Source organism: Brachybacterium sp. p3-SID957 (assembly GCF_025144775.1).
GTDB lineage: Bacteria > Actinomycetota > Actinomycetes > Actinomycetales > Dermabacteraceae > Brachybacterium > Brachybacterium epidermidis.
The window spans coordinates 1-15,985 of the sequence record NZ_JALXKT010000069.1; the positions used below are offsets into that span (position 1 = coordinate 1).

Annotated in this window: 12 protein-coding genes; 9 read left to right on the top strand and 3 right to left on the bottom strand. The window is 73.2% G+C overall.

Annotated elements, in window-relative coordinates; genetic code table 11:
* Positions 1-17 precede the first annotated feature (17 nt).
* Positions 18-245 carry an antitoxin gene (locus tag M3B01_RS12635; RefSeq protein WP_259792535.1) on the bottom strand — a complete coding sequence of 76 codons (228 nt, stop codon included), beginning with the start codon at positions 243-245 and terminating at the stop codon, positions 18-20.
* Positions 246-408: 163 nt separating this feature from the next.
* Here M3B01_RS12635 and M3B01_RS12640 point away from each other — a divergent pair, with 163 nt between their 5' ends.
* From M3B01_RS12640 to proC, 5 genes are all read left to right on the top strand, one after another.
* Positions 409-1,299, top strand: coding sequence for a DeoR/GlpR family DNA-binding transcription regulator (locus tag M3B01_RS12640; protein WP_259792537.1), 891 nt, complete (start codon positions 409-411; stop codon positions 1,297-1,299).
* A gap of 104 nt (positions 1,300-1,403) precedes the next feature.
* Positions 1,404-6,182: a hypothetical protein gene (locus M3B01_RS12645; protein ID WP_259792540.1), complete on the top strand. Its 4,779-nt coding sequence runs from the start codon at positions 1,404-1,406 to the stop codon at positions 6,180-6,182.
* The gene (locus tag M3B01_RS12650) at positions 6,179-6,469 is read left to right on the top strand and encodes a hypothetical protein (RefSeq protein ID WP_193864375.1); all 291 of its coding nucleotides are present in this window, start codon (positions 6,179-6,181) and stop codon (positions 6,467-6,469) included. Before M3B01_RS12645 ends, M3B01_RS12650 begins: the two co-directional genes overlap by 4 nt.
* Positions 6,470-6,500: 31 nt before the next feature.
* On the top strand, positions 6,501-7,496 hold the full coding sequence (locus tag M3B01_RS12655) for a DUF368 domain-containing protein (RefSeq protein WP_193864376.1): 996 nt from the start codon (positions 6,501-6,503) through the stop codon (positions 7,494-7,496).
* A gap of 75 nt (positions 7,497-7,571) precedes the next feature.
* Positions 7,572-8,516 (top strand): pyrroline-5-carboxylate reductase, encoded by a 945-nt coding sequence (gene proC / locus M3B01_RS12660; RefSeq protein WP_259792544.1) that lies wholly within the window; start codon positions 7,572-7,574, stop codon positions 8,514-8,516.
* Positions 8,517-8,519: 3 nt separating this feature from the next.
* Here the strand turns inward: proC and M3B01_RS12665 are convergent, their stop codons facing one another.
* Both M3B01_RS12665 and M3B01_RS12670 read right to left on the bottom strand, forming a co-directional pair.
* Positions 8,520-9,188: a TrkA family potassium uptake protein gene (locus M3B01_RS12665; RefSeq protein WP_193864378.1), complete on the bottom strand. Its 669-nt coding sequence runs from the start codon at positions 9,186-9,188 to the stop codon at positions 8,520-8,522.
* A 54-nt stretch (positions 9,189-9,242) separates the two neighbouring features.
* Positions 9,243-10,658, bottom strand: coding sequence for a TrkH family potassium uptake protein (locus tag M3B01_RS12670; protein ID WP_396123369.1), 1,416 nt, complete (start codon positions 10,656-10,658; stop codon positions 9,243-9,245).
* A gap of 98 nt (positions 10,659-10,756) precedes the next feature.
* Between M3B01_RS12670 and M3B01_RS12675 the strand changes: the two genes are divergently transcribed.
* From M3B01_RS12675 to M3B01_RS12690, 4 genes are all read left to right on the top strand, one after another.
* Positions 10,757-12,001, top strand: coding sequence for an acetoin utilization protein AcuC (locus M3B01_RS12675; RefSeq protein WP_259792547.1), 1,245 nt, complete (start codon positions 10,757-10,759; stop codon positions 11,999-12,001).
* A 100-nt stretch (positions 12,002-12,101) separates the two neighbouring features.
* A complete protein-coding gene (locus M3B01_RS12680) occupies positions 12,102-13,949 on the top strand; it encodes a dynamin family protein (RefSeq protein WP_259792551.1) in 1,848 nt (615 codons plus the stop codon).
* The gene (locus M3B01_RS12685) at positions 13,946-15,643 is read left to right on the top strand and encodes a dynamin family protein (RefSeq protein ID WP_259792555.1); all 1,698 of its coding nucleotides are present in this window, start codon (positions 13,946-13,948) and stop codon (positions 15,641-15,643) included. The genes M3B01_RS12680 and M3B01_RS12685 overlap by 4 nt, the downstream gene beginning before the upstream one ends.
* 142 nt (positions 15,644-15,785) lie before the next feature.
* Entirely contained in the window at positions 15,786-15,884 is a 99-nt protein-coding gene (locus M3B01_RS12690; protein WP_003792170.1) for a 30S ribosomal protein bS22, read from the top strand.
* The last annotated feature ends 101 nt before the right edge of the window (positions 15,885-15,985 follow it).

Here is a 15,985-nt window from a genome sequence, read left to right on the forward strand (position 1 = left end):
GGTCCGTTCTCAGACGGTCACTTCTGCTGCTGGTCCTTGTCGGCCGCTGCGTCGTCCGCGCCGCCGCCGAGGCGGTCGCGCGCCGCGTCGGAGCCCTTCTCGACGTGCTGGTCGTACTGGTCCGGGGTGCGGTCGGTGACGTGCTTGGTGCCCTGCTCGAAAGCCTGGTCGACCTTGTCCGGGTTCTTCTCCGCGTGGTCCTTGGCCTTGTCGAAAGCATTGTTCAGCGAATCGCCGATGCCCATGGCGTTCTCCTCTCGCGTAGGTCGCCGTCCCCGACCGGGGCGGCACCGCCACCGTAGATCCGGGATCGTGTCCCCCACCACTGAGACCGCGGTTTCGAACCGAAACTGAACGATCCCGCCCGATCGAGCCCGAGATCGGCGCATCTCGCGCAATACTGACTGCGTGAACGTGAGCGCGCCCGGTCCCCGCCCCCTGCCCGGATCTTCGGGGTCCGATGCGTCTGCCGCGTCCCCGTCCAGCCCGTCGGCCTCTGCCACCACGGCCCGGGACAAGTCGGCCCGCTGGGACCACGTGCTGACGCTGCTGTCCCAGGCCAAGCGTTTGAGCGTCGGTGAGGTCGCTGCCGAGCTGGGGATCAGCGAGTCCACGGTGCGGCGCGACTTCGTGGAGATGGAGCGTGCCCAGCTGGCCCGCCGCACCCACGGCGGGATCGTCGCGGTGGACGTCGCCTACTCGCTGGCCACCGCCCCGCGCAGCTCCGACCAGGCTGCCGCCGAGAGGGAGCTCGTGGCCACGCACGCCGCGTCCCTGGTCGTGCCCAGCCAGATCATCGGGTTCAACGGCGGTCGCACCACCACCTCCACCGCCCGCCGTGCCGTGGCGCGGCCCGACATCGACTCGCGCGACGGCCGCCCGGGCCTGACCGTGGTGTGCGCCGCGCTGAACATCGCCACCGAGACCGTGCTGCGACCGGCCGTGCGCACCGTGGTGCTGGGAGGCGTGGCCGAGCCCTACTCCTTCGAGCTCATCGGCCCCCTGGCCACCGCCACCATGCGGGACCTCTGGCTGGACACCATGTTCGTGGGCACCGTCGGCCTCGACGTCCACGCGGGCCTGACCTGCAACTCCGATGCGGAAGCGGGGGTCACGCGGATCATGATCGGCCACTCCCGCCGCGTGGTGGGCCTGGCCACGGCCGAGAAGATCGGGCACCGTGCGCTCGCCGGCATCTGCCCCGTCTCCGCACTCACCGACCTGGTGATCGCCGGGCCCGTCACCCCGGAGCTGCGCGAGCACCTCGAGGAGTCCTCAGTGCGCCTGCATGAGGTGTGAACACGGCACCCGCGCCGAGCGCGACCCCGCTGTGAGGCACGCCTGACGCCCCCTACGGCACGCCTGCGCCTGCCTGTGGCGCGACCCCGGTAGCGTTGCGGGCTATGTGGAGATTCCTGCGCGGGAAGAAGAGCCCCGACCCGTCGGCCCCGCCTGCCGACCGCCGCGACGACGCCCCGGCGGCGACCCGCGGCAGCACCCGCGCCCCCTTCGCGACGGGTGATGCCCACGGCGACGGCGCGTCCGTCCCGGCCGCCGGACCTCACAGCGCCGACGCCCCCGGCGGCGCCCACCACGGTGCGCACCTGGCGCAGCGGCGACGCGCCGGCGGTGAGCCCCTGCGCCACCCCGGGGTCGACGTCGTGGTCGAGCAGCGCCTGGGCGGGGCCGATGCCGGCACCGCCCCCGAGCAGGACGAGGACGATCTTCCCCGGCTCCCGCGCGAGCACCGCCCCCTCAGCCGCGAGGACGTGGTGGCCGATGCCCTGGACCGCTGGCGCCAGCAGATCACCGGTGGTCAGACCGCGCCTTCCTTCCTCACCCAGATGCGCGCCGGCACCACCTTCCTGGACCTCACCCATTCCCACCCCTCGGGCCTTGCGCAGCTGCTGGCCGGGCGGGGCCCCACCCGGCTGTCCTCGCTGGTGCGGGAGGTGGGCGCGCTGGCAGATGCACGCGCCCATGCCCGCACCTTGCGGGAGATCGCGGAGCGTCACGCCGAGGAGGTGGGCCTGACCACCTGCCACCTGGGCATCGGCGAGGCCACCTGGCACCCGGAGGACGGCTCCGAGCCCGTGCACGCACCGGTGCTGGTACGGCCCATCACCCTGCGCCTGCGCGGCAACGCCCGCGAGGACGTCGACCTCGACCTCGACGCCACCGCAGATCTCAACCCGGTGCTGCTGCGCGCCCTGCGCGAGGCCGGCGTCGCGGTCGATGCCCGAGCTCTCCTGGCCACCACCGACAGCACCCACGGCTTCGACCCCAACCCGGTGCTGGACGCCTTCCGCGCCCTCGGCCAGCCCCTGCCGGGCTTCCGCATCACCCACGCGCTGGTGGTCGGCAACATCATGGACGCCGCCGGTTCGGTGGGGGAGGACCTCGCCTCCGACCTGGGCGACTGGGCGAGCAGCCCTGTGGTGGCCGCACTCGCCGGCCACGGGCCCGCACGGGACGAGGTGCGGGCCGGAGTCCGGGAGCAGGAGGAGGGCCACCAGGACCAGGACGACACCCTTCGGCGGGACCCGGGCCGGGACGCTCCGGAAGAGGAGGACCCGGATCTGGACGTGCTGGTCCCGGAGGACGAGCTGGTCGCGGCCGTGGACCCGGACCACCGGGAGGCACTCGCCCACGTGCTGGCCGGCAAGCACCTGGCGATCGCGGCGCCCCCCGGCGCGGACACCCTCGACCTGGTGGTGGACCTGGCCGAGGAGCTCAACGCCCGCGGCCGCAGCGTGCTGGTGGTCTCCCAGCGCCGCCGCAACCTCGCCCAGCTCACCGCCAGCGCCGAGCAGCGGGGCATCGACGAGCTGGTCTTCGACCTCTCCCCGGATCCGTCCCTGCAGCGCAACGCCTCCGCCTCCCTTCTGCGCAGCCTGCGGAGGGCAGGTACCTTCGGCCTGGGAGCCGAGGACTCCGCCGCCGAACCGGAGGAGCTCACCCGCACCCGCGAGATCCTCACCGGCCACGTCGAGGCCATGCACCGGATCCAGCAGCCATGGGGTGCCTCCGCCCACGATGCGATCTCCGCGCTCGCGGCACTGACCCGCCAGCGGCCCGCGCCGCGCACCACCGTGCGGCTGCGCTCGGACGTGGCCGCCCAGATGATCGGCCAGGAGCGCGAGAGGTACGCCTCCGCCCTGCGCGAGGCCGCGACCGTGGGCGTGCTCAGCACCGGCCCGGAGACCACCGCCTGGTACGGGGCACCCATCAGCTCCGACACCCAGGCCGAGCGCGCCGCCGCCCTGGTCGACGAACTGCGGGAGGGCATGCTGCCCCAGCTGCACCGCGCCGCCACCGCCACCGGGGAGAGGATCGGACTGCGCCCCGTCGACTCCCTCGACGAGCTGCTGGGGCGCCTGTCGATGCTGGAGCGCGTGCGCGGCGTGCTCACGATCTTCCAGCCGGCCGTGTTCCGCGCCGAGCTCGCCGACCTGGTGGCCGCCACCGGAGACAAGACCTGGCGCGCCGAGAACGGCGTCACCATGGGGTGGGGAGTGCGGCGCCGACTGCGCAAGGAGGGCGAGGCGCTGCAGCGCCCGGCCTCCCTCACCACGGACCTGCACCGCGACCTGATGGACGCGCGCCGGGTGCGCGACTCCTGGCGGCAGGTCGCCCAGGAGGACTCCGTCCTCCCCTCCGTCCCCGAGAACCTCGATCAGGTGCGCTCCACCGCGCAGCACGCCCAGCGGATCCTCGATGAGCTCTCCGTGCTGCTGGACGGCACCGAGGCCGGTCATGCCCTGGCCCGCACCCCCTTCGAGCAGCTCCAGCAGCGCCTGGACGCCCTGGACCGCGACCGCGACGACCTGGAGACCCTGCCGCGCCGCACCGAGCTGCTGCGCCGCCTGGACTTCGATGGGCTCGGTGAGCTGGTGGAGGACCTGCGCACCCGCCGCGTACCGGCCGTCCACGTCACCAGCGAGCTGGACCTGGCGTGGTGGCGCAGTGTGCTGGAGTTCATCGCCGGCGCGGAGCCCACCATCTCCCAGTACGACGGCACCTCCCTCTCCCAGGTCGCCGAACGGTTCCGGCGCCTGGACGCCGAGCACCTGGCCGGCTCCTCCGCCCGCGTCCACGCCGCTGCCGACGAGGTGCGGGTGCGCACCATGAAGGCCTACCCCGACACCTCCCGGGCGGCGATCGCCGAGCTGGCCCGGGCCTCCACCGTCTCCATCCGGGACCTCTCCGCGAAGTACGAGGACATCCTTTTCCGCTCGCGCCCCACCTGGCTGGCCTCCCCGTACCTGGTGCCCCAGGTGATCCCGCGCGGCCGTCACTTCGACGTGGTGATCGTGGCCGACGGTGGGCGCCTGCCCACCGCTGCGGCGCTGCCGTCGATCGTGCGAGCAGCCCAGACCGTGGTGGTCGGTGACCCGCTGGAGTACGGAGGGGACCAGCAGCCCAGCCTGCTGGACGACATGCTGCGGATCGCCACCCACGTGGAGCTGGGGCGGGACGACCGCCCCGCCGCCGAGGGGCTCCGCGCCTTCGCTCAGCGCCGGGCGCTGGTGCGGGAGGTGCAGGCCGTGCCCAGTCCGGTCGCCTCCGAACCGGACCGCCTGGTGCTGGTGGAGAACGGGCGCGGTCCGGTCACCGCCGGCATGGAGTACGTGGAGAGCACCGAGGGTGAGCTGCGCCGGGTCACCGACCTGGTGATCGAGCACGCCCGCAGCCGCCCGGAGCGGTCCCTCGCGGTGCTCACCTTCACCGAGGAGCATGCTCGGCGCCTGATGGAGCGGATCATGCAGACCGTCGCGGTGATCCCGGCACTGCGCGGCTTCTTCGATCCTGCGGCCAAGGAGTTCTTCACCGTGCTGCCGGCCGCCCACGCCTCGAGCATCGTGCGCGATGACGTGATCGTCTCGGTGGGCTTCGGCCGCACCCCGCACGGACGCCTGCTGCACCGCTTCGGCCCGCTGTCGGAGGCCGGGGGCCGCAAGGCACTGGGCACCGTCATCACCCGAGCGCGGGGTCGCACCACCGTGGTCTCCTCGATCGATGTGCAGGACCTGGACCCCTCGCGTCTGCGCTCCGACGGCGCCCGGGATCTGCGCGCCATGCTCTGGGTGCTGCGCGGCGGGGCCGATGTCGAGGTGGTGCCGCAGGTGGCGGCCCTGACCGGAAGCGATCAGGTGACCCCGGCGCAGCCCGCACCCACACCCGACCCGACTCCCGACCCCGACGCCGCGGCCGAGCCGGCGCCGGAGGCCGCGCACAGCAGCCCCGACGAGGCGGAGACGTCGATGCCCGCGGAGGCCCCTGGTGGCGGCCGTGCCGAGGGGGCGGAGATGTCCGACGAGGACTTCGACGCCGCCCTCGAGGCCGCCCTGGCCCGCAAGTCCACCGGCGACACCGCAGCGAATGATGCCACCGCCGAGGATGAGTCGGGCCCCGGGACGCAGGCGGCAGTCGACAGCTCGTCCGAGGCCGCGGCCCACGCCGAGGCAGAGGGCACGGCGGAGCAGCCAGCAGACGACGCCGTACAGGCGCCAGTCGACAGCGCCGCGCAGGAGCCCGTCGACGGCCCCGCGCGGGAGCCCGTCGACGGCCCCGCCGGGGAGCTGGAGACCGATGCCCTGGTGCGGGACCTCGCCGATCGCCTCTGGCGGCTGGGACTCGTGGTGGAGAGCGACTTCGGCTCCACCTCGGACCGCATCGAACTGGCCCTGGGCCACCCCGAGCTGCCCGGTCGCCTGCTGCTGGCCGTGGACACCGACGGCTCCCGCTACGTGGGCACCGCCAGTCAGCGCGAGCGCGACCGCCTGCGCGCCGAGCGACTGGAGGAGGCAGGCTGGGCCACCGAACGGGTGTGGTCCTGGGCGCTGTTCATCGACCCCGACGGGGAGGCCGAGCGGATCCGCCGCGCCGTGGAGCGGGCCCTGCGCCTGGTGCAGACCGACGAGCAGGCCGATGCCCTCACCGGTGTGGGCACCGTGCGCCACCGCCTCCCGCGGCCGCAGATCCCCGCCGGGCACCCGCTCTCGTTCTACTCCAGTGAGGACTTCGACGCGGTGGTGGAGTACATCTGCTCCGACGGCCGTGCCCGCCTCGAGGAGCACCTGGCCACGGAGGTGCGCAGCTTCCTGGGCTTCGAGCAGCGCTCCGTGCTGCTGGACGTGTCCGTCTCCAGCGCGATCCGCCGCTATCAGGAGCGGCAATGAGCACCGAGCGCCCCGGGGGAGGGGAGCACCGGCCTCGGCGCGGGCCGGTGGTGATCTCCTCCCTCACCGGCAAGCCGATGGAGTGGGATCCCGATGCGGGCACGACGCGTGACCCGGGCGCATCGGCCGGCGCGGGTTCCCCCCGCGCCACCGGCAGCGCTTCGGGCCGGCGGCGCCCGATCCTCCCGGACCGTCTGGACGAGGACCAGCCGGAGCCGGGCGCCGATGAGTCCAACGACGCCCGCATCGCGGGTGATGTGCCTCCCCACTGGGGCCGCGGCCGCTGACCCCCGGCCACCCGAGACGTACGCTGGAGCGATGACCGAGAGCGCGGCCACCACGACCACGACGTCCCCCTCCCCGCAGGAGACCGTCCGCGGGCCACGCCACCGCAACGTCCTCGGCAATGCCGCTCGCGGCGCGCTGATCGGCCTGGTGGAGACCATCCCCGGTGTCAGTGGGGGCACCGTAGCCCTGGTCACCGGGATCTACGACGAGCTGATCGATTCCGGCCACCACCTCACCTCCGCGGTGCGGCGCCTGGTCACCGGGCCTGACCGCCGCCAGGGTGTCCTCAACGAGCTCCGGGCGGTGCCCTGGGTGCTGGTGGTGCCGCTGATGATCGGCATGGCGCTGGCCGTGCTGCTGGTTGCCGGTCCCATGGCCCACCTGGTGGAGACCAGTCCCCAGCTGATGCGGGCCCTGTTCTTCGGCCTGGTGCTGGGCAGTGTGCTGGTGCCGATCAAGCTCTCCGGCGGCGCCTGGCGCGCGCCCGAGCTGGCACTGTTCGCCGCCGGTGCCCTCGGAGCGTTCGTGGCCACCTCCCTGCCCGGGGCGGCCCTCGAGCCGAGCCCGTGGGTGATCGCCCCTGCCGCCGCGATCGCCGTGTGTGCCCTGGTGCTGCCGGGCCTGTCCGGCTCGTTCATCCTGCTCACCCTGGGTCTCTACCAGCCCACGCTGCGCGCGGTCGATGCGCTGGACATCGGCTACATCGCCTGGTTCGGGCTGTGGGCGCTGGTGGGCCTGGTGGTGATCGTGCGGATCATGCGCGTGCTGCTGGTGCGGCACCACCGCGGCACCATGGTGGTGCTGGCCGGTCTGATGATCGGAGCCCTGCGCACCCTGTGGCCCTGGCAGGACGCCGGCGGAGGCCTGCTGGCACCGGAGGCGAACTGGCCGCTGCTGATCGCCACGGCGATCGGCGGAGTGGTCCTGGTGCAGCTGCTGGTGCTGATCGAAGGGCGCACCATCGACCGCGATCGGGACACGGGCGGCGGTGGCGACCCCTCCGCGATCGCACCCGCTGGATCCTGAACCCCTCCGCCGGCTCCGGTTCCTCGGGCTCCGTGCGCGGTGCTGCTACCGAGACCGGCCACTACCCTGGGATCCATGACGGACAGCACCACGCCCCGGACCACGGCCCACCCCGATGCAGCCACCGCCGATGCAGCAGCTGGGGACGCAGCAGCCCCGGTTGCGTCATCCCGTGCTGACGGTGCCGAATCCGAGGCCCCCGGTCACGACCTCGCGGATCTCACCATCGTGGTGATCGGGGCGGGCAACATGGGCGGCCCCGTGGTGCAGGCGTTCCTCGCCTCCGGGGCCGATGCCGGCATGGTGCTGATTTCCAACTCCACCCCGGACAGCAGTGCCCGCGCCGCCCAGGAGCTCGGCGCGACCGCTGTCGAGGACCGCGCCTCCGCGCTGCGTGAGGCCGACGTGGTGGTCCTCGGCGTCAAGCCGTACCAGATCGTGGAGCTCACCTCGGAGATCGCCGAACTGATCCGCGAGGACGCCATCGTGATCTCCCTGGCCGCTGGGATCACCCTGCAGGCCATCGAGGACGTGCTGCCGGCGGGCCACCCCGTCGTGCGGGCGATGCCCAACACCCCCATCTCCGTGGGGGAGGGTGCCGTTGGGCTGATGCGCGGTAGCGCCGTCACCGAGTCGCAGCACGCGCTGGTGCGTGCCCTGTTCGCGCAGGCCGGGGTGGTCGAGGACATCACCGAGGAGCAGGTCCACGCCTTCATCGGCGCCGCGGGCTCGCTCTCGGCTTTCACCTTCTCCCTGATCGAGGCGATGACCGACGAGGCCGTGCGGCTGGGACTGAAGCGCGATCTGGCCGACCGCCTGGTGCAGCAGACCGTGCGTGGCGCTGCCACCATGCTGATGCGGACAGGTCAGCACCCCGCGGTCGCCAAGAACGGGGTGTCCAGCCCCGGGGGCACCACGGCCGAGGGCCTGGCGGTGATGGAGCGCCAGGGCGTGCGCCCCGGCATCGCCGCGGCCATGCAGGCCGCCGCCGAGCGCTCACGCGAGCTCACCGGGGAGTGAGGTTCACGGACGGGTGGAGAACCGCTCGATCAGGTCGGTGTGCCCCGAGACGATCAGCAGGTCGTGCTGGGTCACGATGGTCTCCGGCGTGGCGTAGGTGAAGTCCCGGCCCGGGGACTTCACACCCACGACGGTCACGCCGTAGGTGGCGCGGATGTCCGACTGCGCCAGCGTGTAGCCCTGGGTCTCACGCGGGGGCCGCATCTTCACGATCGCGAAGCCGTCGTCGAACTCGATGAAGTCCAGCAGACGGCCGTTGACCAGGTGGGCCACGCGACGGCCGGCGTCGGCCTCCGGGAACACCACGTGATGGGCGCCGATCCGCTCCAGGATCTTGCCGTGCGAGGAGGAGATCGCCTTCGCCCAGATCACCGGCTTGCCCAGGTCCACCAGGTTCGCGGTGATCAGCACGCTGGCCTCCAGGGAGGTGCCCACGCCCACCACCGCCACGGAGAACTCCGCGGCACCGATCTGTGCCAGGGACTCCATCTGGGTGGCGTCGGCTTGCACCACGTGGGTGAGGCGGCCGGAGTACTCCTGCACCAGGTCGTCACGGGTGTCCACGGCGAGCACGTCGGTGCCCAGCTCCTCGAGGGTCAGGGCGATCGAGGCGCCGAACCGACCCAGGCCGATCACCAGCACTCCGCTGTCGTCGCGTTCTCTGCGAGGCACGTCTCCTCCTTCGTCGGCCGCCACAGTCTAGGTCCGTGCCGGACTCCTGCGTGATCAGCCCACCACCGGGCGCTCGTGCGGCAGGCGCACCATCCGCGAGCGCTGCCGCAGTGCCAGCGCCGCCCCCAGGGTCATCGGGCCCAGGCGTCCCACGTACATGCACACGATGATCACGTACTTCGCCGGGCCGGAGAGATCCGGGGTGATGCCGGTGCTCAGGCCCACGGTGCCGAAGGCGGAGAGCGCCTCGAACAGGGTCTGGTCCAGGGTGAAGGGGGTGATGCGCAGCAGCACGAAGGTGGCCGCGAACACCACCGCCGCGCTCATCACCAGCACGCCGATCGCCTGCCGGATCGTCTCCTGCGGGATGCGCCGGCCGAAGGCCTCCACATCGGGGTTGCCACGGATCTCCGCCCAGATCGACAGCACCAGCAGCGCGAAGGTGGTCACCTTGATGCCGCCGCCGGTGGAGCCCGAACCGCCGCCGATGAACATCAGCAGGTCGATGAACAGGCGCGACTCACCGGTCATCTGGCCGATGTCCAGGGTGGCGAAGCCCCCGGAGCGCGGCATCACCGAGGCGAAGGCCGCCGCCAGCAGCTTGGTGCCCACCGAGTGCCCACCCAGGGTGGCCGGATTGGACCACTCCATCAGCAGCAGCCCCAGCCAGCCGGCCACCAGCAGGATCCCCGAGGTCGCGAGGGTGAGCTTGGAGTGCAGGGACCAGCGGCGGGGCGTGCGCCAGGCCCGGGCCACCGCCAGGATCACCGGGAAGCCCAGCGATCCCACCGCGACCGCGAGGCCCACCGGCACGGTGAAGAACGGATCGGCCAGGTACTGCGCGGTGCCGGCCGCCTCGGTGACGAACCCCGCGTTGTTGAACGCGCTGATCGCGTAGAACAGCCCCAGGAACAGCGACTCGCCCAGGCCGTGCTCGGTGACGATCATGTACGGCGTCAGCGCCACGAAGGTGGCCGCCTCGAAGGCGGTCGAGGTGATCACGATGGTGCGCAGCACCCCGCCCACCTCGGCCAACTGCTCGGCGCGGGTCTCCCGCGCCGCGATCAGGCGCTGCGCGAGCCCCATCGACCGCAGCACCGACAGTCCCAGCAGGGAGGCCAAGGTGAGCACGCCCAGCCCGCCCACCTTCATCGCGATCATGATGACCACCAGCCCGAAGGTGGACCAGTGGGTGCCGGTGTCCACGGTCACCAGGCCCGTCACGCAGATCGCGGAGACAGCGGTGAACAGGGCGTCCACGAAGGGGGTGCGCTGCCCGTCGGCCGCGGAGATCGGCAGTGACAGCAGCGCGGTGAACACGCCGATCATGGCGGTGAACACGATCAGCAGCAGGCGCGCGGGGGAGGAGCGTCCCAGCTCCTCGAAGAACTCGCTGATCGCGCGCCGCCAGCGGGCATTGCGCGACATGGGAGGCAGATGGCTCGGGGCGTCCGTCTCGCGAACGGCCATGGCACCTCCTGCTGGTCTTCGGGGTCCGCGCAGCTGCGCGCCCTCGTCGCGGCGCAGTCTACGTCCGCATCCGGCCTGCGCTGGGTACGCTTCAGGGCATGCTCGCAGACGACGCGCCGCCCACCACCACCGCGGATTCCTGCGCGGTGGTGTGGGACGAGGGGTTCTGCCGCTACGACTTCGGTCCCTACCACCCCATGTCCCCGGTGCGCCTGACCCTCACCCTCGACCTGGCGCGGGCGGCTGGACTGCTGGATCGTCCCGGCGTCGAGGTGATCGAGGCGCCGGTGGCGAGCGAAGAGCAGCTGGCCACCGTGCACGAGCGCCCCTACATCGAAGCGGTGCGGCGCGCCTCCGCCCCGCTGCTGCTGGAGGCGCACGATGAGCTGATCGGCGTGGGCATCGGCGGGGACGACGTCCCTGCCTTCCCCGGCATGCACGAGGCCTCGGCCCGGATCGTCGGCGGCTCGATCGCGGCGATCGACGCGATCCGCTCGGGCCGCGTCGCCCGCGCGGTCAACGTGGCCGGCGGCATGCATCACGCCCGGCCTGGCCGGGCCTCCGGGTTCTGCGTGTACAACGACGCAGCGATCGCCATCCGCCACGCCATCGACGAGGGCGAGCCGCGAGTGCTGTACGTCGACGTGGACGTCCACCACGGCGACGGCGTGGAACGGGCCCTGTGGGACGAGCCCCGGGCCGTCACCGTCTCCATCCACGAGAGCGGGGAGCACCTGTTCCCCGGCACCGGCTTCGTGCAGGACACCGGTGGTGCGGGCGCGCTGGGCTCCGCGATCAACGTCCCTCTGCCGCCGCGCACCGATGCCGACGGCTGGGTGCGGGCGATCCGCGCCACGGTGCCTGCGCTGGCCCGAGCGATCCGCCCCACCCTGCTGGTCACCCAGCACGGAGCGGACACCCATCGGGTGGACCCCCTGGCCGACTTCACCGTCTCCCTGGAGGCGCAGCGCGCGGTGATGGTGCTGATGCGCGAGATCGCCGACGAGGTGTGCGAGGGCCGCTGGCTGGCCCTGGGCGGCGGCGGGTACGCGGTGGTGGACGTGGTGCCGCGCTCCTGGGCGCACCTGATCGCGGTGGCCACCGGTGACCCGGTGGACCCCGATCAGCCCCTGCCGCAGGCCTACCTGGACGCGGAGGCCCGCGCGCGACTCGAGCACGGGCTCACCCCGGAGCCGGCGATCCGCACCTTCGGGGACGGCAGGCCGCTGGCCGTGCGCGACTGGGAATCCGGCTTCGATCCGGAGGATCCTCTGGACCGAGCGGTCCAGGCCGCCCGCCGGGCCGCCTTCCCCGAATGGGGCCTGGACCCGTTCCACGACTGACGACCACGGCGGATTGGTGCCCGGCCCTCGCCGAGCATCCGTCGCGGGAGGGACACCTGCCACAATGAGCCCGTCACATCACTGTCCCGACGGGGGAACCATGAACGACCGGGGATCCATCACCACGGAGCAGCCCACCGCGCTCGGCACCTTCGCCGAGGACCTGCGCTCCCTGGAGCTTCCGCTGCCCATCGAGGGAGCGGAGCAGGCCCGCCGGGAGGTCTCCGGGGCCCTGTCCCAGCTCGCCGACCACGTCGCTCCGCGCCTGGCCTCCCTGGACGCCCCGTTGCTGGTGGTGGTGGGCGGCTCCACCGGCGCCGGCAAGTCCACCCTGGTCAACGCCCTGGTGGGGCATCCGGTCAGCCGCACCGGCGCCATCCGCCCCACCACCCGGCGGCCCGTGCTGCTGCACCATCCCGAGGACTCCGCCTGGTTCGCCGGCTCGCGGATCCTGCCCGGCCTGGCGCGGGTGCGCGGGGACGGCCAGCCCGTCGCAGCGCAGGAGGCCCTTCCCCCCGCCGGCGGCGATGCCGGGACGGCCGGTGCCGGGGACGAGGCCGCCGCCACCAGCCTCGAGCTGCGCGCCGAGCCCTCCATCCCCCGGGGCCTGGCGATCTTGGATGCCCCCGACATCGACTCCGTCTCCACCGGGAACCGGGAGCTGGCCCGCCAGCTGCTGCGCGCCGCCGACCTGTGGCTGTTCGTCACCACCGCCAACCGCTACGCGGACGCTGTGCCCTGGGAGGTGCTGCGCACCGCCGCCGAGCGGGACGTCACCGTCGCCGTGGTGATGAACCGCATCCCGGACAGGCCCGGCGTCGCCGAGGAGCTGGGCCCGGACCTGCGCGCCATGCTGGATCGCGAGGGCATCGAGGTGGCACGCCTGTTCCTGGTGGCCGAGAGCGAGGTCGACGAGCGCGGCATGCTGCCCGCTGCTGCCGTCGGCGAGCTCACCGGGCACCTGAGGGACCTCGCCGCCGATGCGGAGGGCCGCGGAGCGATCGCCCGCCGCACCCTCGCCGGGGCCGTGGGCCGCCTGGCCGGCTCCGCCCGCGAGATCGCCGACCACGCCCGCGTGCAGGAGTCCGAGCGGGACCGCCTGCACGCCGAGGTGGTGGCCGCCTTCGCCGATGCGCGCGACCGCATCGAGCAGTCCATCGGGGACGGCTCCCTGCTCCGCGGCGAGGTGCTGGCCCGCTGGCAGGACGTGGTGGGCACCGGCGAGTTCTTCCGCGGGGTGGAGAGCTTCGTGGGGCGCATGCGTGATCGCATCGGCGAGATGCTCAGCGGCCGCCCCGCCCCCTCGGTCGCCGCGGAGCAGGCCCTGGGCACGAGCCTCGTGCACGTGGTCATCGACGAGACCGCACGCGGTGCCGAGCGCGCCGAGCAGTCCTGGCGCAGCAGCCCCGCCGGGCGCTACCTCGCCGAGGGCCAGGACCTCTCCCGCATCCCCGACGGGTACGGGGAGGAGGTCGCCGCTGCCGTGCGCGCCTGGCAGGGCGACGTGCTGGAGCTGGTGCGCCAGGAAGGCGCGGACCGTCGCACCAAGGCCCGACTGATGTCCCTCGGTGTCAACGTGGTCGGGGTGGCGCTGATGATCGCCGTGTTCGCCTCCACCGCCTTCATCCCCACCGGCCTGGAGGTCGGCGTGGGGGCCGGCACCGCCGTGGTCGGCCAGAAGCTGCTGGAGACCATCTTCGGCGATGAGGCCGTGCGCCGCATGGCGCGCATCGCCCGCGAACGCCTCACCACCCGCCTGGACTCCCTGGTCGCCGGGCGGTCCGCGCCCTTCGAGGACCGCCTGGCGCAGCTGAGCGGCATCGGCGGGGCAGAAGCGCTGGATGCCGATGCTGACGCCCTCGAGGCCCTGGCCGCCGACATCCGCGAGGACCGCGGCGCACGCCCCGAACAGGGCACGGCATCTGCCGACTGGGAGGGTCCCCGATGAGCCCCCGTCGGCGACGCGGGGATCAGACCGTCCCTCTGGTGCAGCGCCTGGACGCCCTGGACCGCGCCGTCGAGGTGCTCGAGGACGTCGCCCCCACCGGGGAGGTCCAGGCCGCCCGCGAGATCATCGACCGCATCGACCGGCGCCGCGCACTTTCCGCCGAGCACACCGTGATCGGCCTGTTCGGCGCCACCGGCTCCGGGAAGTCCTCCCTGGTCAACGCGCTGGTCGGAACCGAGGTGTCCAAGGCCGCGGTGCGCCGCCCCACCACCTCCCGCCCAGTCGCCGCGGTGCTGGGCGAGGTGGGCTCGGACGAGCTGCTGGACTGGCTGGGTGTGCCGGACCGCCACCACCTCGACGGCAGCGGCACGGCCCTGGAGAAGGCCGGCCAGGAGCCCGCCCGCAAGCGACGGCTGCGGGCGGCCGATCCCGAGGTGCCGCCCGGCCTGGTGCTGCTGGACCTGCCGGACCTCGACTCCGTGCAGGTGGACAACCGCGCCGTCGCCGCGCGCATGACCGGCCTGGTCGACGTGATCGTGTGGGTCACCGACCCTCAGAAGTACGCCGATGCGGTGCTGCACCGCGAGTTCGTCCAGCCCTTCGCGAGCCATGACGCCGTCACCGTGTTCGTGCTCAACCAGATCGACCGGGTGCGGCCCGGTGAGCGCGAGGCCGTGGTGGCCTCCCTGGAAGGCATCGCCCGGGCCGATGGCCTCACCTCCGCGCCCGTGCTTGCCGCCTCCGCCACCACCGGTGAGGGCCTGGAGGAGCTGCGCACCCACCTGCTGGACATCGCCCGCACCCGCGATGCAGCGGCCTCGCGGCAGCGCGCCGATGTCGCTTCCGCCGCCGAGCGCCTGCGGGAGGCCGCCGATCCCGCCGGCCTGCGCGAGCGCGTGGACGACGGCACCGTGGACACCCTGACGGAGGACCTGGCCGCCGCGGCGCGTGTGGAGCCGGTCGCCAAGGCCGTGGGCGCGTCCTACCGCTACCGCGCCTCCGGCCGCGTGGGATGGCCGCCGCTGCGCTGGCTGCGGCGCTTCCGCGCGGATCCGCTGCGGCGGTTGAACATTGGTCAGGAGCGCGACGAGGAGGGGCTGGAGCGCACCTCCCTGCCCGAGCCCGATGCCGGGACCCGCGCCCGCGCCTCCGGTGGGGTGCGCGCCTTCGCCGATGCCGCCTCCGAGGGCGGCACCGATCCGTGGCGATCGGCGGTGCGCCGTGCCGCCCGGTCCCACGAGGAGGCCCTGCCCGACGCTCTGGACCAGGCCGTCGCCGAGGCCGATCTGCGGGGCCGGGCCACGTCCTGGTGGTGGCCGGTGTTCGACGTGCTGCAGTGGCTGGCCCTGCTCACCTGGGTGGTGGGGCTGGGCTGGCTGGCCCTCAACGCCGCCTTGGTGTTCTTCGGGATCCCCCCGCTGCCGCTGCCGATGATCGAGGAGCTGTGGATCCCGATCCCGCTGCCCACCGCCCTGATCGTGCTGGGCGTGGCCGCAGGCATCCTGCTGGGCATCGCCGGGGCGGCGCTCGCGGCGATGACCGGTGCCTGGCACCGGCGGCGTGCCCGGCGGGTGCTGACCGTGCGGGTGCGCGACGTGGCCGATGACCTGGTGGTGGATCCGGTGCAGGAGCAGCTGGACCTTGCGGCCTCCGCTGCGAGCGATCTCGCACTGGCGGCCGGGGAGTCCCGTTGAGTCGGGTGTAGAATGATGCGTCGACCGTGGCGCGCCTCCGTGCCCTCGCCCGTGCAGCAGCGCTGAGGCGGGAGCGAGCGGGGCGCGCACTCCCGAACAGCTGGACCACCCGCAGGCTCATGCCTGCAGAACTGAGGCACCTATGGGTTCTGTCATCAAGAAGCGCCGCAAGCGCATGGCCAAGAAGAAGCACCGCAAGCTGCTTCGCAAGACTCGTCACCAGCGCCGCAACAAGAAGTGAGCGCAGCGTGAGAACCGCGGGGGGGCGCCCCCCCGCCCCGGGGGGGGGGGGCCCGCCCCGCCGCCAGCCTGCGGTACCGCTCCCTGGACGACATCGTCGCT